This is a genomic window from Bradyrhizobium sp. MI1.7, assembly GCF_055811795.1.
The window spans coordinates 22,447-40,592 of sequence record NZ_JBVVPO010000008.1 but is presented as its reverse complement, the minus strand read 5'-3'; the positions used below and the strand labels follow the sequence as shown (position 1 = coordinate 40,592).

General features: G+C 65.4%; 17 protein-coding genes and 1 other RNA gene. 5 read left to right on the top strand and 13 right to left on the bottom strand.

Annotated features, from left to right (window positions below; genetic code table 11):
* Nucleotides 1–41: 41 nt before the first annotated feature.
* The 3 genes from AC0L3X_RS10715 to AC0L3X_RS10705 form a co-directional block, all read right to left on the bottom strand.
* Complete coding sequence (locus AC0L3X_RS10715; protein WP_371497445.1) at nucleotides 42–1,277, bottom strand: RNA polymerase sigma factor; 1,236 nt, start codon at nucleotides 1,275–1,277, stop codon at nucleotides 42–44.
* A complete protein-coding gene (locus tag AC0L3X_RS10710) occupies nucleotides 1,274–1,624 on the bottom strand; it encodes a YciI family protein (protein ID WP_063981533.1) in 351 nt (116 codons plus the stop codon). Before AC0L3X_RS10710 ends, AC0L3X_RS10715 begins: the two co-directional genes overlap by 4 nt.
* A gap of 100 nt (nucleotides 1,625–1,724) precedes the next feature.
* On the bottom strand, nucleotides 1,725–2,075 hold the full coding sequence (locus AC0L3X_RS10705; protein ID WP_063981532.1) for a YciI family protein: 351 nt from the start codon (nucleotides 2,073–2,075) through the stop codon (nucleotides 1,725–1,727).
* 149 nt (nucleotides 2,076–2,224) lie between these two features.
* Between AC0L3X_RS10705 and rnpB the strand changes: the two genes are divergently transcribed.
* An RNA gene (gene rnpB / locus AC0L3X_RS10700) (RNase P RNA component class A) lies at nucleotides 2,225–2,704 on the top strand.
* 104 nt (nucleotides 2,705–2,808) lie between these two features.
* Here rnpB and AC0L3X_RS10695 read toward each other — a convergent pair.
* Together AC0L3X_RS10695 and AC0L3X_RS10690 are read right to left on the bottom strand one after the other, a co-directional pair.
* Nucleotides 2,809–3,522, bottom strand: coding sequence for an alpha/beta fold hydrolase (locus AC0L3X_RS10695; protein ID WP_063986140.1), 714 nt, complete (start codon nucleotides 3,520–3,522; stop codon nucleotides 2,809–2,811).
* Between the two features lie 72 nt (nucleotides 3,523–3,594).
* On the bottom strand, nucleotides 3,595–4,053 hold the full coding sequence (locus AC0L3X_RS10690) for a DUF983 domain-containing protein (RefSeq protein WP_080584009.1): 459 nt from the start codon (nucleotides 4,051–4,053) through the stop codon (nucleotides 3,595–3,597).
* Nucleotides 4,054–4,102: 49 nt separating this feature from the next.
* On the opposite strand from AC0L3X_RS10690, the gene AC0L3X_RS10685 reads away from it, so the two are divergent.
* A complete protein-coding gene (locus AC0L3X_RS10685; RefSeq protein WP_063981531.1) occupies nucleotides 4,103–5,473 on the top strand; it encodes an aminotransferase-like domain-containing protein in 1,371 nt (456 codons plus the stop codon).
* Between the two features lie 7 nt (nucleotides 5,474–5,480).
* Here the strand turns inward: AC0L3X_RS10685 and AC0L3X_RS10680 are convergent, their stop codons facing one another.
* Nucleotides 5,481–5,741 carry a hypothetical protein gene (locus AC0L3X_RS10680; RefSeq protein ID WP_063981530.1) on the bottom strand — a complete coding sequence of 87 codons (261 nt, stop codon included), beginning with the start codon at nucleotides 5,739–5,741 and terminating at the stop codon, nucleotides 5,481–5,483.
* Between the two features lie 231 nt (nucleotides 5,742–5,972).
* Here AC0L3X_RS10680 and AC0L3X_RS10675 point away from each other — a divergent pair, with 231 nt between their 5' ends.
* Nucleotides 5,973–6,716 (top strand): sulfite exporter TauE/SafE family protein, encoded by a 744-nt coding sequence (locus tag AC0L3X_RS10675; RefSeq protein WP_063981529.1) that lies wholly within the window; start codon nucleotides 5,973–5,975, stop codon nucleotides 6,714–6,716.
* Here AC0L3X_RS10675 and AC0L3X_RS10670 read toward each other — a convergent pair.
* The 5 genes from AC0L3X_RS10670 to AC0L3X_RS10650 form a co-directional block, all read right to left on the bottom strand.
* Complete coding sequence (locus tag AC0L3X_RS10670) at nucleotides 6,713–7,993, bottom strand: O-antigen ligase family protein (protein ID WP_354131795.1); 1,281 nt, start codon at nucleotides 7,991–7,993, stop codon at nucleotides 6,713–6,715. The two genes, AC0L3X_RS10675 and AC0L3X_RS10670, sit on opposite strands and share 4 nt — an antisense overlap.
* 90 nt (nucleotides 7,994–8,083) lie before the next feature.
* Complete coding sequence (locus tag AC0L3X_RS10665; RefSeq protein ID WP_063981527.1) at nucleotides 8,084–9,490, bottom strand: MATE family efflux transporter; 1,407 nt, start codon at nucleotides 9,488–9,490, stop codon at nucleotides 8,084–8,086.
* A gap of 57 nt (nucleotides 9,491–9,547) precedes the next feature.
* Entirely contained in the window at nucleotides 9,548–11,347 is a 1,800-nt protein-coding gene (locus tag AC0L3X_RS10660; protein WP_063981526.1) for an ABC transporter ATP-binding protein, read from the bottom strand.
* A 499-nt stretch (nucleotides 11,348–11,846) separates the two neighbouring features.
* Nucleotides 11,847–13,430 (bottom strand): DHA2 family efflux MFS transporter permease subunit, encoded by a 1,584-nt coding sequence (locus AC0L3X_RS10655; protein WP_063981525.1) that lies wholly within the window; start codon nucleotides 13,428–13,430, stop codon nucleotides 11,847–11,849.
* 29 nt (nucleotides 13,431–13,459) lie between these two features.
* Nucleotides 13,460–14,770: an HlyD family secretion protein gene (locus tag AC0L3X_RS10650; protein ID WP_063981524.1), complete on the bottom strand. Its 1,311-nt coding sequence runs from the start codon at nucleotides 14,768–14,770 to the stop codon at nucleotides 13,460–13,462.
* Between the two features lie 199 nt (nucleotides 14,771–14,969).
* Here AC0L3X_RS10650 and AC0L3X_RS10645 point away from each other — a divergent pair, with 199 nt between their 5' ends.
* Complete coding sequence (locus tag AC0L3X_RS10645) at nucleotides 14,970–15,605, top strand: TetR/AcrR family transcriptional regulator (RefSeq protein WP_063981523.1); 636 nt, start codon at nucleotides 14,970–14,972, stop codon at nucleotides 15,603–15,605.
* 54 nt (nucleotides 15,606–15,659) lie between these two features.
* Nucleotides 15,660–16,001, top strand: coding sequence for a DUF6665 family protein (locus AC0L3X_RS10640; RefSeq protein WP_063981522.1), 342 nt, complete (start codon nucleotides 15,660–15,662; stop codon nucleotides 15,999–16,001).
* A gap of 18 nt (nucleotides 16,002–16,019) precedes the next feature.
* Here the strand turns inward: AC0L3X_RS10640 and AC0L3X_RS10635 are convergent, their stop codons facing one another.
* Both AC0L3X_RS10635 and AC0L3X_RS10630 read right to left on the bottom strand, forming a co-directional pair.
* Complete coding sequence (locus AC0L3X_RS10635) at nucleotides 16,020–16,607, bottom strand: histidine phosphatase family protein (RefSeq protein ID WP_063981521.1); 588 nt, start codon at nucleotides 16,605–16,607, stop codon at nucleotides 16,020–16,022.
* Between the two features lies 1 nt (nucleotide 16,608).
* Nucleotides 16,609–17,814 carry an extensin-like domain-containing protein gene (locus AC0L3X_RS10630; RefSeq protein WP_063981520.1) on the bottom strand — a complete coding sequence of 402 codons (1,206 nt, stop codon included), beginning with the start codon at nucleotides 17,812–17,814 and terminating at the stop codon, nucleotides 16,609–16,611.
* Between the last annotated feature and the right edge of the window lie 332 nt (nucleotides 17,815–18,146).

Below are 18,146 nucleotides of genomic sequence, written 5' to 3'. Positions count from 1 at the left end.
CTTCGTCGCTTCGCTCCTCGCAATGACGGAATGTGTGGCGACTACTCCATCTCCCGCATCCGTCGCGCATACAGCCGCCGTAGCGGCTCCAGCTGCGTCGCCGCCGTCGCGGCGACATACGCCTCGCGCGCTTCGTCCTTGCGCCCAAGCCGTCGCAACAGATCCGCGCGCACCGCGGGCAACAGCTCGTAGCCACGAAGCCCGCCGCGCGCGGCGGTCGCATCGACGAGATCGAGCGCGCGCGCCGGGCCGTCGACCATCGAGACTGCGGCGGCGTGGTTAAGCTCGATCACCGGCGACGGATTGATGCGCAAGAGCACTTCGTAGAGGCCAGCGATCTGCGGCCAGTCGGTCTGCTCGTAGCTCGGCGCACGGGCATGCAGCGCGGCGATCGCGGCCTGCACAGCATAGGGCTGCGGGCGGCCAGGCACGCGGAGCGCGTCGTCCACGAGACGCAGACCTTCCTCGATCTGCACACAATTCCAGAGCGAACGATCCTGCTCTTCCAGCAGAACGACGTCGCCGGCTGTGGTCTCGCGCCCGGCACGGCGCGCATCGTGCAGTAACATCAAGGCGAGCAGGCCTTTGATCCCGGCGCGATCCGGCATCAGCCGGTCGAGCAACCGGCCGAGCCTGATCGCTTCGACCGCGAGATCGGGCCGCATCAAATCCGCGCCCGAGGTCGCAACATAGCCTTCGGTGAAGACGAGATAGATCACGGCGAGCACGCCGTTGAGCCGCGGCGCAAGCGCGGCGTGCTCGGGCACTTCATAAGGAATGCCGGCGAGCCTGATCTTCTGCTTGGCGCGGACGAGGCGCTGCGCCATCGCATCCTCGCCGACGAGAAAGGCGCGCGCGACCTGCGCCATGGACAGCCCGCAGACGGTGCGCAGCGTCAGCGCGACCTGGACCTCGATGGCGAAGGCTGGATGGCAGCACGTGAAGATCAGCCGCAGCATATCGTCATCGAGCGTTGCTGTCGGCTCGTCGGGCGCCTGCGCGTTGAACTCGAGCTCATGCACGAGCGCCCGCTGCTTGCCGCGGAACACGGCCTGCCGCCGGATGCGATCGATCGCCTTGTTGCGACCGACATTGACCAGCCAGGCGCGCGGATTATCGGGCACCTCGCCCGCCGACCAGCGCTCCAGCGCGACCGCGAAGGCATCCTGGAGCGCGTCCTCGGCGAGATCGAAATCGCCGACGAGGCGGATCAGCGTGGCAAGCACCCGCCCCGCCTCGTCGCGAAAAATCCGAGCGATGTCGGCAGGACAGATCACTTGTAGATCATGACCGGCCTGACTTCGATGGATCCCTCTTTGGCCTCGGGAATCCGAGCAGCCAGTCCGACGGCGGTGTCCAGATCCTTGGCCTCGACCAGATAGTAGCCGGCGAGCTGCTCGCGAGTCTCCGCGAAGGGACCGTCGGTCGTCAGGGTCTTGCCCTCGCGCACGCGCACGGTGGTCGCCGTCGTGGTCGGCTGAAGCCCGTCACCGGCCTTGAAATGGCCGCTCTGGACGATGGACTGCGTGTAAGTGCCGTACTCCGCCGACAGCGCCTGACGGTCCGCGGGGGACATGTTGATCATTTTCGCTTCGTTCCGGTAGATCAGCAGTAGGTACTGCATGGCTTACTCCTGTTGTTCGGCCTGATTGCCGACATCCAGTCGAACGGGGCCAACATCAAACGACATCCTCGGGATAATTATTCGATATCAGGGGACGAGATCATTTGTAGATCATCACGGGCCTGACTTCGATCGAGCCGTCCCTGGCTCCGGGAATCCGCGCGGCCATCGCGATCGCTGCGTCGAGGTCTCTCGCCTCGACGAGATAATAGCCGCCGAGTTGCTCGCGGGTCTCGGCGAACGGACCATCGGTCGCGAGTACCTTGCCGTCGCGAACGCGAACGGTGGTCGCAGTCGAGGTCGGCTGGAGCCCGTCGCCGGCCTTGAAGTTGCCGCTCTGGACGATGGACTGGGTGTAGGCGGAATACTCCGCCAACAGCTTCTGGTAATCTGCGGGGTCCATCTTGCTCTGTTGAGCTTCGTTCCGGTAGATCAGCAGCAAATACTGCATCGCTTAACTCCTGTTGCTCGGCTGGATTGCCGGCATCCAGTCGAACTGGGCCCACGCCCAACGACATGTTCAGGATAAATTATTCGCAGCCGGCTTGCGCGGCGATCTCTGCTTGACGGAACCGTCACAAATGCCCCATGCGTAGCCGGTCAGTCGGCCGGACGGCCGCTCCGGCAGGTGCCGAAAGGCCGCCGGGGAGGAAAGTCCGGGCTCCCTTGACATACGGTGCCGGATAACGTCCGGCGGGGGCAACCCCAGGGAAAGTGCCACAGAGAACGAACCGCCCGCCGACGCCCCTTCGGGGCTCTGGCGCGGCAAGCCCTCGGGCCTGCCGTGCCGTAGCAGCGCAAGCTGCGTAGGCAGGTAAGGGTGAAAAGGTGCGGTAAGAGCGCACCGCGGCTCCGGCAACGGAGCCGGCATGGTAAACCCCACCGGGAGCAAAACCGAATAGGGACGGCGTAGCGGGCTGTTCGCGCAAGCGATAACGCCGCGGGGCGATGTCAGGCCCGCCGTCCGGGTAGGTTGCTCGAGGCCATGTGCAAACATGGTCCCAGAGGAATGGCCGTCACGTATCGTTCGCGCAAGCGGACGGTGCCTTACAGAACCCGGCTTACAGGCCGGCTGATATCTTGCAACGAGGGGTTCGATGCTGACCGCATCGGACCCCTCACCATTTTTCACCGTTGTCATTCCGAGGCGCGACGAAGCGAGAGCCCGGAATGACGAGGGTGAACTAGGCCACAATCTTCTCCAACACCGCCATCAAAGCCTCGGGCGCTGTCACGTTCGGCGCATGACTGGCATCGAGTTCGAAATAGCGCCAGCCCTCCTCGTTCTTCGTGCGCTTCGCGAACTGCCCGAACACATCGCCCGGCGGAATGCGCTTGCAATAGATGTAGCTGCGCGGGATCGCCGGCTCGCCGTGTTCGAGCTTGAGCCTGGTCTCGAAACATTTGATCGGCATGTTGATGCGGCGCGCATTGAGCCAGTCGAGATCGGCCTGCGGCGTATCGGGCGGCGGCGGATTCGGCGGGATGCGGTAGCCGTCGCCTGCGGCAGCCGCCTTGCGCATCGGCTCGCGCCCGCCCTCGTTGAGATCGAACAGCGACTGGCCGTCACGCGGCACGAAGGCGTCGAGATAGATCAGCTGCGCCACGCGCTCGCGCGCGCGGTCGGCAACACCGGTCGCGACCATGCCGCCATAGCTGTGGCCGAGCAGCACGATGTCGTCGAGGTCCTCGAACTTGATGACGTTGAGGATGTCCTGGATATGCGTATCCAGATCGATCGCGGGACTCGCGAGATGCGCGCGTTCGCCGAGCCCGGTGTAGGTCGGCGCCACCAGGCGGTGGCCGGCCTGCGCCATCAGCGGATGCATCTTCTTCCAGGCCCATCCGCCGGACCATGCGCCATGACAGAGCAGAAAAGTCTTCGCGCGTGCGGCCATCGGCGTTTCCATCGTTCTTGTTTCTACGATGGAGTGTAGCGGCCGCGCGCGCGATGTAAACGCTGCGGCCTCTCAGGCCGCGCGGGTGTTCGCCTTCACGAGGACGGGCGCGACGGCCTCGCGCCGCAGCTTGCCCGCCTCAAAACCATGCATGCCGATCTGCCATTGCAGGCCGACGATGGCGCCCTTGGTCGGCTGCAGCAGCGCGAGCGAAGCGAACAGCGTCACCGGCAACCACACGGCCAGTTGCAGCCAGACCGCCGGCGCGTAGGCCGTCTCAACCGCGAGGATCGCCGGCACGACGAGGTGACCAACAACGACCATCACCAGATAAGCCGGGAAGTCATCGGCGCGCTGGTGAAACAGCTCCTCGCCACAATGGTCGCAGCTGTCCGCGACTTTCAGGAAACGGCCGAACATGTGTCCTTCGCCGCAGTTCGGGCACTTGCCCAAGAAGCCGCGCCACATCGCCTTCGTGAGAGAGACTGAACCGGTTGCCATGACAGCACCTCTTCCTTTTCGCTGATCCATACAATAATATCTTGTATCCATACATTCAAAGGATATGGGCCTAAATTGCATGGATTGGACCCCTACAATCTCGGAGCTGAGCGGGCCGCGCTACCAGCGCATCGTCGAGGCCATGGAGGCCGACATCGCCGCGGGCCGGCTGGTGCGCGGCCAGCAGCTGCCGACGCAGCGCGCGCTGGCCAAGGCCCTCGGCATCGACCTCACCACGGTGACGCGTGCCTACACCGAGGCGCGGCGCCGCGGCATCATGGAAGCCCGTGTCGGACAAGGCTCATTCGTATCCGAGACCAGCGCGCGCCGCGCGGTCGACCTGCCGCATCCGGTCGCGATCGACCTCTCGATGAACGTGCCGCCGCATCCGCTCGAAGCGCAACTCGACGAGCGGATCATTGCCGGGATGGAAGCCATCCGCGCACAATCAGGCCTGACGGCGCATCTCAACTATCAGCCGCCCGGCGGCAGCGCGCATGAGCGCGAGGTCGCGGCCCGCTGGATGCGTGCACGGGTTCCGCACGCGCACGCCGACAGGCTCGTGATCTTTCCCGGTACGCAGACGATCCTGTTCAACCTGCTCGCTCAGCTCGCGCGGCCCGGCGACGTCGTGCTGACGGAAGCGCTCACCTTCCCCGGCATCAAGGCCGCCGCGGCGCGGCTCGGCGTCAAGCTCGTCGGTATCGCCATGGATGATGGCGGCATCTTGCCCGATGCGCTGGCGAAGGCCTGTCGCGCGCACAGGCCGAAGGCCGTCTATCTCATTCCGACGCTGCACAATCCAACCACCGCGACGCTGTCCACCGAACGGCGCAACGCCATCGCAAAGATCATCAGCGATTCCGATATGACGCTGATCGAGGACGATGCCTACGGGCTGCTCGACCGTTCGGCATCGCCGATCGCAAACCTCATTCCGGAGCGGACCTATCTCGCGACCACGCTGTCGAAATGCATCGCGCCGGCGCTACGCGTCGCCTATCTCGTGACACCCGACAACGCCGCGCAGCGGGACATGCGTGCCGGCTTGCAGGCCACCGTGCAGATGCCGGCGCCGCTGATGGTCGCGCTGGTGACGCATTGGATCGAGACCGGCATCGCCGATCGCATCATCACCGCCATCCGCAACGAGGCGATCGGCCGCCAGCAGCTTGCGCAGCGCGCGCTGAAAGGCATTCAGTTCCTGGCCAAGCCCGCCGCCCACCATCTCTGGCTGCGGCTGCCGGAAGGCCGCCCCGACGTCGCCGCGCATCTGTTGCGGAACGGACTTGCAGTCGTCGCCGGCGATGCCTTCACTGTGGACGGAACACCGCCGCATGCCGCGCGCGTCTCGCTCGGCGCCGCGCGCAATCGATCGGAACTGACGGAAGCGCTGCGCATCCTGGTCGGCGCGCTGCACAGGCCGGCCGACACCAGGCAGATCGTCTAGACTCTTCTTATTGGTGGTGACGGCGGTGGCGCGGGCGAACGACCGGCGTCACGCCTGACGAATAAGCCGCATAGGCCTCGCTCGGTGCCACTGTCTCGCCACGAGCCGCGCGCGCCGCAGGCGTGAGCTGGCCGCCGTTCAGCACATCGCGGTCGGGATGGGCGGCCTGATAGGCCGCGGGTTCGGAGAACTGCGCCTGCGCCATCGTCGGCATCAGGGCCGCCGCAGACAGCAGCGCGGCTGCAACGGCAATCTTCGTGCGGGTCATGGTCGTTCTCCATCATCTCGTTCGGGGAAAGGCCAATGAGAGCGCATCATGGCGTCGGGCAGGCCCCCGGATTGAAGTATGGTCATCATGTAGGCCTGCCTTTGGCGAATGCCCGCGGTTGAGGATCACGCTTGCGTGCGGTTTTGGAATTGACCTGCACGGCCGCAGCCGTGCTATGCGGGCGTTGGCGATCAACAGTTCGGGATCGCCCATTGCGACAAGGACAATCTGTTGGAAACGCTCACTTATGCGCTGCTGCTGTTCGGCGCGCTGGCCGGCGGCTTCGTCTCGGGACTGGCCGGCTTCGGGACCGCGCTGATGGCGCTCGGCATCTGGCTCTACGTCCTGCCGCCCTCGCTCGCGGTGCCGCTGGTGCTGATCTGCTCGGTGATCGCGCAGACCTCGACGCTGCCGTCGATGTGGAAGAGTTTCGACCTGTCGCTGGTCTGGCCGTTCCTGATCGGGGGGCTGATCGGCGTGCCGCTCGGCACCATGCTGATCGCCTCCGCCGATCCAAAAGTGTTCAAGCTGAGCGTCGGCGTGCTGATCCTGATCTTTTCGACCGCTCTCTATCTCAACAAGAGGCCCCTCGCCGTGACGTTCGGTGGCCGCATCGCCGACGGCGCGATCGGCTTTGCCGGCGGCATTCTCGGCGGCCTCGCCGGATTGTCCGGGCCGCTTCCGATCCTCTGGGCCAATATCCGCGGCTGGAACAAGCACGAGCGGCGCGGCATCTTCCAGCTCTTCAATTTCACCGTGCTCGCGACCGCGCTGGTGTTGCAGACGGCGTCGGGCCTCGTCGCATTCAAGGTGGTCTGGCTCGCGCTGGTCGCCTTCCCGGGCACGCTGATCGGCGCCTGGGCCGGCGCCCGCGTCTATCACGCACTGAACGACAAGCATTTTGGCGATGTCGTGCTCGGCCTGTTGTTCCTGTCGGGCCTCACCCTCGTCCGGAACAGCCTTGCAGCGCTTTAGATCTGCATCCTCTTCGCGGCGAGCGCCATGCCGCCGGCGACGCCGACACCGAGCACGTAGATCCAGCCCGAGGTGAAATCGAACAGATGCGTGTTGAGCAGTGAGGACAGCATGTTCTGCACCACAACCAACATGCCGATCCAGCAGGCCAGTCCCTCGCCGCGAAACATCAGAAGGTGCGCGATCCACAGCGCGTAGAGGACCAGCACGCCGACGACGCCCCACTGCACGGCATTACTGAGGGTCTGATTGTGCGGGTTGCTGACGATCTCGCCGCGCAGCGGGTCGTCGTGCGGATTGGCGGCCACGCCGGCGAACAGACCGCGGATCGAGCCTGTGCCGTGGCCGATCAGCGGCGCGTCGGCGATAAACCTCAGGGACTTCCGCCAGTATTCGAGACGCGAGCCCATGCCGCTGATCGAATTGTTGTCGGCCTCCAGGCTCCTTTCGTAATCGCTCTGGAACTTGCCGACGGTCGCGCGCAGATGCGGCGAGACGGCCCAGAGCGCTACGGCGATCAACGCCGTCGCAGCGCCGGCGACGAGCGCCGCCCGCCAGCGCAGATGCAGCAGTGCAAACACCACGAGCAGGACCGGCAGCGTCACCAGCGCCGTGCGCGAGACCACGACGAACATCATGTTGGCGAGGAAGCCGAGCGCCAATACGGCGAACAACGCCGCGATCCGAACGCGGCCCTGCTGGACCAGCGTCACGATCGGGTACACCAGCGCAATCGCACAGAGCGCGAATTCCTGGCTCTGGTCGATATAGTTGCGCACGGCAATCCCGCTCTCGACCTGGTAGGGCCCGCGCGACAGATAGAGCTTGAGCGAGAGCCTGGGATCGATCGCAACAGTGAAGGAGTACAGCATGAGCAGCGTGCAGGAGACCAGGAACGCCGCAAAAACCCATTTGCCGTAGGGCCAGCGCTCGAATTGGTAGATCAGCAGCGGGATCACCAGCAGTTTTGCCGGCGGCCCGAGCGCGTGCAGCCGCTCGGCCCAGGGCGCAACCGACCAGAGCGTGCCGACGAGTGCCAGCACGAACAGCGCGATCGGCAGCAGGCAAATCGGGCGCAGCAGCGAGCGCGGGAGCTCGCGAAGGCCGATGAAAGCAAAGGCGATCAGCCACGGCACGAGCGCAAAAGTCACGCCGGTGGTGCTCCAGGGCAGCAGCAACGCGACCAGCGCAACGAAGCGGGCCGGTGTGCGGTAGCGCGCCGCCCAGATCGCGGAGAGCCAGGACGCTCGTCCTTGCTCGTTCAACACCTCGGTCATTGCAGTCCCTTGCAGATTCGCGGCCCACCCACGGCGCGGCAAACTAGCCGGAGCCGTGGGTGGGCGACAAGCGCGCGTCCGTTCGATCTGCTACGCGGGCTCGCGCATGGGAGGCACAACCGGCTCGGGATTTGCCGGCTTCGCGGTCTTCTCCTGTGCCGGCAGCGCAAGACGCTTTCTGAACTCCCGGAGCAACAGCCACACGCTCAGGGCGGCCTGTAGCGTGGTCGTCGCGATCGACAAATACCAGACATGCTCCATCCGGAAGCCCGGCCACGTCGAGAGCCAGATCGACGGCACGGAATAGGTGAGAACCCGCGTCGCCGAGGTCCACAACACCGGCTTGGTGTTGCCAAGCCCCTGAAACATGCTGGAGCAGGTAAAGATCAGCCCCTGCGCCACCATGTTGAGCGAGACGAGGCGCAGGAACAGCGACGCAACCCCCATCGTCTCCTGATCCCTCGAGAAGCCGGCAAGCAACAGACCGGGTGCGAACTGCGCGAGGATCATGAAGACAATCATCACGGCGGTCGCGATAAGCGACGCCTTGACAAAGGTCTCCCGCACACGTGCTCCATTGCCGGCGCCGAAATTCTGGCCGGCGATGGGCCCTGCTGCGAGGGCGATGGCGAGCGCCGGCATCTGGATCAGCCCGAGGAGACGCGTCCCGATGCCAAACCCCGCCTGCGCCGCCGGGCCAAAAATGCTCAGCACGTAATAGCCCACGGCCATGATGATGAAGATCATCGCAAATTCCCCGCCGGCGGGCAGGCCGACATTGAGGATTCTCTTCCACTGCCGCAGCTGCGGCCGCCATTGCTCGGGGTGAAACGCGACGTAGCGCTCCAGCTTGAGGAAATAGCCGAGCAGCATCAGCACGCCGACGAAGACGGCGATCGAGCTGGCAAGGCCGGCACCGGCCACACCGAGCGCATGTCCGGTGCCCCAGCCCGTGATCAGCACCGGCGCCAGCGCGATGTTGATGACCACGGCCAGCGCCTGCACCAGCATGCTCGGCCGCACGATGCCGGTCGCCCGCAATGCGGACGCCATCACTTGCGTGGCGAATTGCAGCGCCAGCGCCGGCATGAACCAGAGCAGATAGACGGTACCGGCTTCGACCGTAGCTTCGTCGGCTGCAACCGCGCGCATGTAGGGGCGCGACAGCGCGAAGCCCGCGACCAATGTCAGGATCCCGAACAGCACCGACAGGACGACCGACTGGTTGAAGACCAGATTGGCGTCGCCGCGGTCCTTCCGCCCCACGGCATGCGCCATCAGCGCAACCGTGCCGACGCCGAGCACCTGCATCAGCGCATTGACCAGAAAGCCCGCATTGCCGGCCGCCGCGACGCCGGCGATCGCCGCCTCGCCCAGACCCGAGACGAAATACAGATCGACGAGCTGACAGATCATGATCGTGATCATGCCGACCACGATCGGAGGCGCCATGCTCAGGATGTGGCTCACGATGGAGCCGCGCGTCAGGTCCTTCATCTCATTCCATCCTTAACGGCGTGACCGCGGGACTTGCGTCCCGCTGCCGCGCGCCTCTCATTCCGCCGCTGCGATGCGCCCGAGCTCCACCACCTGGCGCTCGAACAGACCGCGATAGATGCCCCCTGGTTTGCTCGCGAGCATGGCATGGGTGCCTTGCTCGACGATCTCGCCGCGGTCGAACACCAGGATCCGATCGAGGCTGCGCACCGTCGACAGCCGGTGCGCGATCACGATCGAGGTCCGGCCCTTCATCAGCCGCTCCATCGCCTGCTGGATCAGCGCCTCCGATTCCGAATCGAGGCTCGAGGTCGCCTCGTCCAGGATCAGCACCGGCGCGTCCGCCAGGAAGGCGCGCGCCAGCGCCACGCGCTGCCGCTCGCCGCCCGACAGCTTCACGCCGCGCTCGCCAACCAGCGTGCCGTAGCCCTTCGGCAGGCGCAGGATGAAGTCGTGCGCATTCGCCAGCCGCGCCGCATGCTCGATGGCCTCCAGGCTGGCACCGGGCCGGCCATAGGCGATGTTCTCCGCAAGCGTGCGGTGGAACAGGATCGGCTCCTGCTGCACGATCGCGATCTGGCTGCGCAGCGATTGCTGCGTAGCGAGCGCGATGTCCTGCCCGTCGATCAGCACGCGGCCACCGGAGACGTCGTAGAGCCGCTGCACCAGCTTGACGAAGGTCGTCTTGCCGGAGCCGGAGCGGCCGACCAGGCCGACGCGCTCGCCGGCGCGGATCGTGACCGACAGTCCGTCATACAGTGGCGCGCGGTGGCCGCCATAGTGGAACGTGACGTCGTCGAACACGATCTCGCCGGCCTCGATCGCGATCGGCCGCGCACTGGCCGCATCGGCAATCCCGATCGGCTCGCCATGGATCGCCACCAATTCGTCCATGTCGTTGACCGAGCGCTGGAGGTTGTTGATGTGCATGCCGACGTCGCGCAGATAGGCGTGGATGACGTAATAGCTCGTCAGCACATAGGTGACGTCGCCGGGCGAGGCGTGCCCGGACATCCACAGCAGCACCGAGCCGCCGATCACGGACGCACGCAGGCATAGCAGCAGCGAGAGCTGCGCCATGGCCGTGTAGTTGTAGCGAAACCAGGTCCGCCGCACGCGCACGCGCCAGCGGTTGATGACGCGGGCGAGCCGCGTATCCTCGCGCGCTTCGGCGCCGAAGGATTTCACCACGGCGTTGCAGGTCAGCGCGTCCGCCAGCGTACCGCCGACCTTGGTGTCCCACGCGTTGGAGACGCGCGCGGCCGGCGCGATGTAGCGCGTCGAGAACAGCACGGTAATGGCGACGTAGAAAAGCGCGCCCACCGCGATCACCGCGCCGAGCGACGTCCAGTGCAGGCCGATCAGGACCATGGAGCCGATTAACACCAGCAGAGACGGCGCCAACGCCATCAGGATGGTGTCGTTGAGCAGGTCGAGCGCCCACATGCCGCGGGTGATCTTGCGCACGGTGGAGCCGGCAAAGGAGTTGGCGTGCCAGTCGGTCGAGAAGCGCTGGACGCGCGTGAAGGCCTCCTGGGCGACATCCGACATGATCTTGAGCGTGAACGGAACGATCGCCTGGAGACCGATCAACCTCAGCACCACGGAGGCCGCACCGAGCGCCACGATGGCGCCGAACGCGACCAGCGCCGCGCGGCGCGCGTCGGGATCGGACGAGCCGCGCGTCAGCGCATCGACCAGATGTCCGGAGAATACCGGCATGAACAGGTCGGCGATGGTTGCGCCCAGCAGGCCGCCGGCCACGATCAGGCCGCGTCCGGGCTGCTTCAGCCAGTGCCGGAATACGAAGGGCAGCACCACGCGTATGGCTGCGGGCCTTTTTGACAGAGAGGTCATGACATTATCCGGCCGCTTTCGGCGCGGGCCGGCTCCATCGACGGACGCAAGCCCGCCACGGAGGGCTGACCGGCGTCACTCACAACTGATTTTGACTTGGGAAGTGGAGAGATCGGGACTCGTGACCCGATCGAATCTGGCGGAAGGGGCCTCTAACAGGCCGCGTACATACCGAACCAGGCGATCATCGAGCGCGGGCGTACGATCTGCGAATGCGACGAAATCATGCAAATCCCTCCCCGGTTGGCTTCAATGAGGTGCGCTTTATAGATGTATCGTTTCCGGTTTGCAACGGGGCTCCCGCAAGATCACGGACGAGTGTTGCAATTTGGTGCGTGGCGCCTTGGTCCGGCATCACCGCCGCCTCAATCTCCGCTGTCATGCCCCGGCTTGACCGGGGCATCCAGTACTCCGCGGCGATAGTTAGCTCACACAACTTCCGCCGCGGAGTACTGGATCGCCCGCCTCCGCGGGCGATGACACCTCGTAAGCCGCTTGCCTAATGCGCGTCGCCGCCACCGGTCATCGATGCCGGTTTGCTCAGCAGCGTGACCAGCAGGCTGAGGCCGAGATAAAACAGCGTCAGCGCGAAGAAGGCGTCGCCAAAGCTCATCACCACGGCCTGGCGGTGCACGATCTGGCTGAGCTGCTTCATCGCCATCAGCGTGGAATCGCCGAGCCCCTGGAATTTCTGCATGAACATGGTCAGGGTTTCGGTCGCGGTCGCATTGCCCCAGGTCACCCGCTCCTGAAGGCGGGTGATGTGCAGGTCGGTGCGATTGTTGAGCACGGTGTTGATGACGGCAAGGCCGACCGCGCCGCCGAGATTGCGCATCAGGTTGAACAGGCCGGAGGCGTTCTTCACCCTGTCGGGTGCCAGCGTTCCGAGCGCGATGTTGTTGGTCGGCACCATCGCGAACATCATGCCGATGCCGCGCAGGATCTGCGGCACCAGCAGCTCGTAGAAATCGTAGTCGCGCGTGATCCATGTCATCTGGTAGGAGCCGATCGCGAACACGACGAGGCCGAACGCGATCATGTAGCGCATGTCGACCTTCACCATGAGACGGCCGACCAGCGGCGCGACCAGGAACATGGTGATGCCGGAGACGAACATGGTCTCGCCGATCATCAGGGCGCTGTAGCCGCGCACCTCGGCGAGATAGCGCGGATAGATGTAGGTCAGGCCGTAGAGGCCGATGCCGATGCAGAACTGCAGGACGCAGCCGATCGCGAAATTGCGGTTGGAGAAGGTGCGCAAATTGACGATCGGTTCGGCCGCGGTGAAGACGCGCCAGAAGAAGGCGATGGCCGAGATCGCGCAGATCCAGGCGCAGATCGCAACGGACGTGTCCTGCATCCACTCATGTTGCGGACCTTCCTCCAGCACGTATTCCAGCGTGCCGAGGAAGCCGGCCATGAAGAGCAGGCCCCACCAGTCGAAGCGGTCGAGCAGCTCGAAATGCGGCTCGTCGAAATCGACCAGCGCCAGCACGCCCAGGGTGATGCCGATGCCGGGCACGACGTTGATGAAGAACAGCCAGTTCCACGACATCAGATCGGTGATGTAGCCGCCGACCGTCGGGCCGATCGTGGGAGCCAGGGTCGCAACAAGCCCGATGATGGGACCGACGATGTGGAATTTGGAGCGCGGGAATACGGTATAGGCCGAGGCGAACACGGTCGGGATCATGCCGGCGCCCAAAAAGCCCTGAAGGGCACGCCAGAGGATCATCTCCTCGATCGTGGTGGCGAAGCCGCAGAGCAGGCTCGAGGCCGTGAAGCCCGCGGCCGAGATCGCGAACAGCAGCCGCGTGCCGAAAGCGCGCGACAAAAAGCCCGACAGCGGGATCGCGATCACCTCGGCGATCAGATAGGCGGTCTGGACCCAGGCGACCTCGCTGGAGCTTGCCGACAGGCCGGCCTGGATTTCACTGAGGGACGCCGAGACGATCTGGATGTCCAGGATCGACATGAACATCCCGAACACCATGATGATGAAGGCGAACAGCCGCTTCGGCGCGATGCGCTCCGAGTCGGGGTTCGCCATCATGGCGGGTGAGGCGGTGGTGGCGTTGGCCATGGTCTGACCTCGCAGCGCTCGATTTGTGGCTACTGCGGGTGGATCGCGGTGGGATCGTCGAGATCGATCTCGCTGTCGGCGTCGGCCGCGCCCTTGTTGGTATCGACGGTCGCATACACCGACATGCCGGCGCGGAGCAGGTTCTGCTTCGCCACCGACTTCGGCACGCGGATGCGGACCGGCACGCGCTGCACGATCTTGGTGAAGTTGCCGGTGGCGTTGTCGGGTGGCAGCAGCGTGAACACCGAGCCCGCGCCCGCTGCGATGCTGTCGACGATTCCGGAGAACTTGCGCATGCCGTAGGCATCGACCTTGATTGTCACCGGCTGGCCGGGACGGATGCGCTTGAGCTGCGTTTCCTTGAAATTGGCATCGATATAGACGTCGTCGAGCGGCACGATGTTGCCGAGGCGCTGGCCGACCGCGACGAAGTCGCCGGCGCTGACGAGGCGGTTCGAGAACGTGCCGTCGACCGGCGCGCGCACCGCGGTGAAGGCGAGATCGCGCTCGGCCTTGGCGAGCGAGGTCTTGAGCTCGGCGAGCTGCGCCTGCGCTTCGGCCTGCTGCGCCTTGGTGACGTGGACATTGCTGACCGCGACGTCGTAGGCGGCCTGGGCGGCCTTGACCGCGGCGGCGCCCTGGTCGCGTCCGGCTTCCGAGCTTTCGAACGTGGCGCGCGAAGCAAAGCCCTTGCTGCTCAGCGCCTGCTGGCGCTCATAATCGAGATCGGCGCGCTTGAGGCCCGCCTCGGCCGAGACGAGCTGCGCCTTGGCCTGTGCAACCTGGCTGTCGAGCGCTGCAATCTGGCGGCCGATGCGATCGATGGTGGCCTGCTGGGTCGCGATCCTGGTCGCGGCGGCATCGACCGCGATCTTGTAGTCGCCGTCATCGATGCGGAAGACGACGTCGCCGGCGCGCACGGTCGTGTTGTCGCCGGCGAGGATCGAAGAGATGTGGCCGGCAACGCGCGCGCCCAGCATGGTGTTGTTGGCGCGGACATAGGCGTCGTCGGTGGCGACGTAGAAGCGGCCGACCAGCGTGTAGTAGCCGGCATAGCTCCCGGCCGCGAGCGCCAGCACGAGGCCAACACCCATCAGGACGAATTTGCGCTTGCCGGGCTTCGGCGCGTCGGCGGCAGCGGGTGCAGCCGGCTTGTCGGTCACGGGCGTCTCCGGCGCCTCATTGGTGCGGCGCTTGGTTTCCTCGGCCACATGAGAGCGCAACTGCTCGGCAAGGGCGACGGATTTCTCGGTCGCAGCTTCACTGCCGGCCTGCCCCGGCGTCGTCTCCACCGCTTCCTGGCGAAGGACACGCGCAGCCTGGTCTCTCGATACGGCCATAAAGGCCTCCCCAACAAAAAAGCAGCGACCAGGGACGGCCGTCCTGCGGCCGGTTCCCTCTCGCCCATCCCAAATATCATTGACCGAACGGTTCGGTCAACATAGATAATATTCCCGGGCAGGACCCTACTGGCCCGAATCCTTTATTTGGGTTTCATGGGTCGAGCCCGATCCAGAAACCTTCCGAGACGCTGAACCAATGGTTGTAGCCGGCCGCGAACATCTCCACGTCGTCCAGGAGGAGGACAGCTCCAAGCGCCGCCAGATCCTGGACGGAGCCCGCAAGGTGTTCATGGATCTCGGTTTCGACGGCGCCAGCATGGGCGAGATCGCGCGCGCCGCGCAGGTCTCCAAGGGCACGCTCTACGTCTACTTCGCCGACAAATGCGCGCTGTTCGAAGCCATCCTCGAGCAGGAGGCGCTCCAGCACGGCCAGGTCGTTTTCAATTTCGATCCCGCGCGCGACGCCGAGACCACGCTGAAGGATTTTGGCCGGGCCTATATCCATCTGCTGTGCCGGCCCGGCGGCGGTTCGGCGATCCGCACCGTGATGGCGATCGCCGAGCGCATGCCTGACGTGGGCCGCCGCTATTATCTGCGCGTGCTGGACAAGACCATCAACCGGCTCTCCGAATATCTCAAAATCCATGTCGCTTCCGGCGATCTCAAGATCGACGATTGCGACCTTGCCGCGTCGCAGTTCATGGAGCTGTGCAAGGCCTCGCTCTTCCTGCCGTTCGTTTTCCAGGCCGCGCCCGCGCCTTCGGAAGAGCGCATGACCGAGGTCGTCGACAGCGCGACGCGGATGTTTCTGGCGGCGTACCGCGCGACGTAGCAGCAGCGGGCCACGCGTTGCGCAGGCCGCTGCCGCGGCACTATATTAAGCGCCATGTCCCGTGATCTTCGCCCGCCTGTCGATATCCTCCATTACGAGATCGTCCAGGAACAGGCCTCAGCGCTTGGACGGATGGGCAGTGCACTCGAACAGAGCCTTGCGCGCTTGCGCGAATTCGACGCCGCGCACGCGCACGCGGAGACGCCGACCTCGATGCAACCGGCGAGGCGCAAGCTGGTGATGGAAGCCGGCCAGGCGCTCTGGATGCTCGTGGTGCAACGTGAGGCGACCGGCTTGCGCGACAGCCGCCATATCATGCGGACCTACAACGTTCCGGGCGAGGTGCAGCGGTGCATGGGGCTGGTCCCCGCACCGTCGAAGCCGGCCTCGAAGTGACTGCCCGGCACCCCGGAGCTAGGCCCCGATCTCTTCCATCTTGCGCCACCCATGCAGGACGCGGCGCCCCTCCCGGGTGAATGCGAAGCAATTGCCGCCGCCGGCCGCCTGATCGTGAACGCGATCGATGGCATGACCGGCTTGGTGACAGAACAGCAGCGTGCCGACGGCACCGTGGCCGACGAAGAGAACATCGCCGGGACGGTTGCGGGCGAGCACCGCCTCGGTCTCGCGCACGATGCGCGCCTGCGCATCGACGGCGCGCTCCCAGCCGCGGACGCTGAGATGTGGCTGCGCGAAAAACTGGTCGGCGACCTCCTCGAACTCGGCCGGTTTCAGGAAGCCGGTCGCCGAACGGTCGTTCTCATGCATGGCCTCGCGGATCTCGATCATGAGTCCGAGGCGGCCTGCGATGATCTCCGCGGTCTCGATCGCCTTGCGCTCGGCGCTCGAGACGATCTGCGTGGTGCTCGCGAGCCAGCCCGCATTCGCCAGCGCTTCGGCGCGCGCGCGACCGACCGAACTCAGGCCCCATTGCGGCACCGGCACGGCGGGATCGATTTGCACCTGCGGATGGGTGAGATAGCGGACGATATCGGCGGTCATCTTACTCGTCGGCGTACTCGTCCTCTTCCTGCTTGCGCGTCGCGCTCTTGCGCGTTCCGAGCGAGCCCGTGACATAGGGATCACGCCGACCGGCGTAAGGGTTGCGCTGCTGGGCGCGGCCGGCGACCTCGTCGCCCGAGACGGCGGCGGGCTGGCAGATCAGGCGGCGGCTGGCGCGGCGCATCAGATCCACATGGATATGATCGTAGTGATAGACGTTCGAGCCCGGCGCGAGCACCGTGGTGAAATGCGCGCACGCGCCCGATTGCACGTCGCGCAGGAACCCCTGCTCTTCCGGCATGCCGCGCCAGCCGTCCTTCACGGTGACGCGGCGACCGTCGGCGAGCACGAAGGCGGCGATGTCGAGCGCGTTGCCGAAGGCGTGCTCGGAAATGTGGGCGTGCGAGTTGCCGTTCATGCCACGGCAGGAATAGGCGGAGATCTGCTTGATCTCGACGACGCGGGCGCCGAACCAGCGCATCGCCGATGGCTGCACGGTGTCGGCGAGCCAGCGATCGAGCTCGGACACGATCGGGCAGGCGAGCGTCGCGGTCGGCTTGATCGCGACGGGGCCGACGGCGATGACGGGATTGCCCTGCGCCGGACCAAGACGCGGCAAAGGTTGCTGCGCGGGCGCCTGCGAGTACGGCGCCGGCCGCGCCGGATAGCTCGGCGCATTCATGTAGCGTGCGGCGCCCGCGGCATCGGTGCCTTCGGGCGGCAGGTCGATCTCGTCCTCTTGCTGTGCCACGCCGGGCGCGTTCAGCGACATCGGGCCGGCCGCGTTGCCATAGCCGGAGGGCTGGCGCACCGCGCTCTCGGGATAGTTCGACCGCTGCGGGTAGGAGGCTGAGGGATAGTTCTGGCTCTGCGGAGGGTTCGATCGCGGCTGCGTCACCGGCCACCGCGGCTGGTTGCCGATGCTCCCCGGCGGGCGCAGTTCCTCGTCGGCAAAGCCATAGCTGCTCGAGGCTTCGCCGATGGCAGCGACCTTCAACGGGAACTCGGCACCGCACATGCCGGGGCCCGAGATCGGGTCGATGCGGACGAGATCCGGCCCCTCTTTCACCGCGCCCGATTTCAGGCATGCGGCCTCGGCCTCGGCCCGCCACGGTTCACGTTCGGCCTGGAAAAAGCCGCGTCCGCAACCCGCCAGCGAAACAAGGACGATGGAGCCGACGAGATACAAACGAACTCCGCGCGTCATGCACGTACGTTCGGTGAATTTACTTAAAGACTCTTCAACGTGTTGATTTTAGTGTTCTTTAACCATACCGGCGCGCACACGCATACGCCGCCCGGCAGCAGCGGAAGCAAGGCTGACTTTTTCGGAAAGAGACTCTCTGTTAACTATAATGCGCTCGCACGGGGGCAACAGCGGGAGCGATTTTATGACGTTCGCCGGGAGACTGAGCGTTGTTACCGCGTGCCTCGCCATGGCCTTTGTCGGCGCCATCGTGCTCGGCATGATCTAGAGACATCACCGACCGCATCACGGGATTGCCCGGCGGCGCCGGATCATCCGGCCGTCGAGCCTAT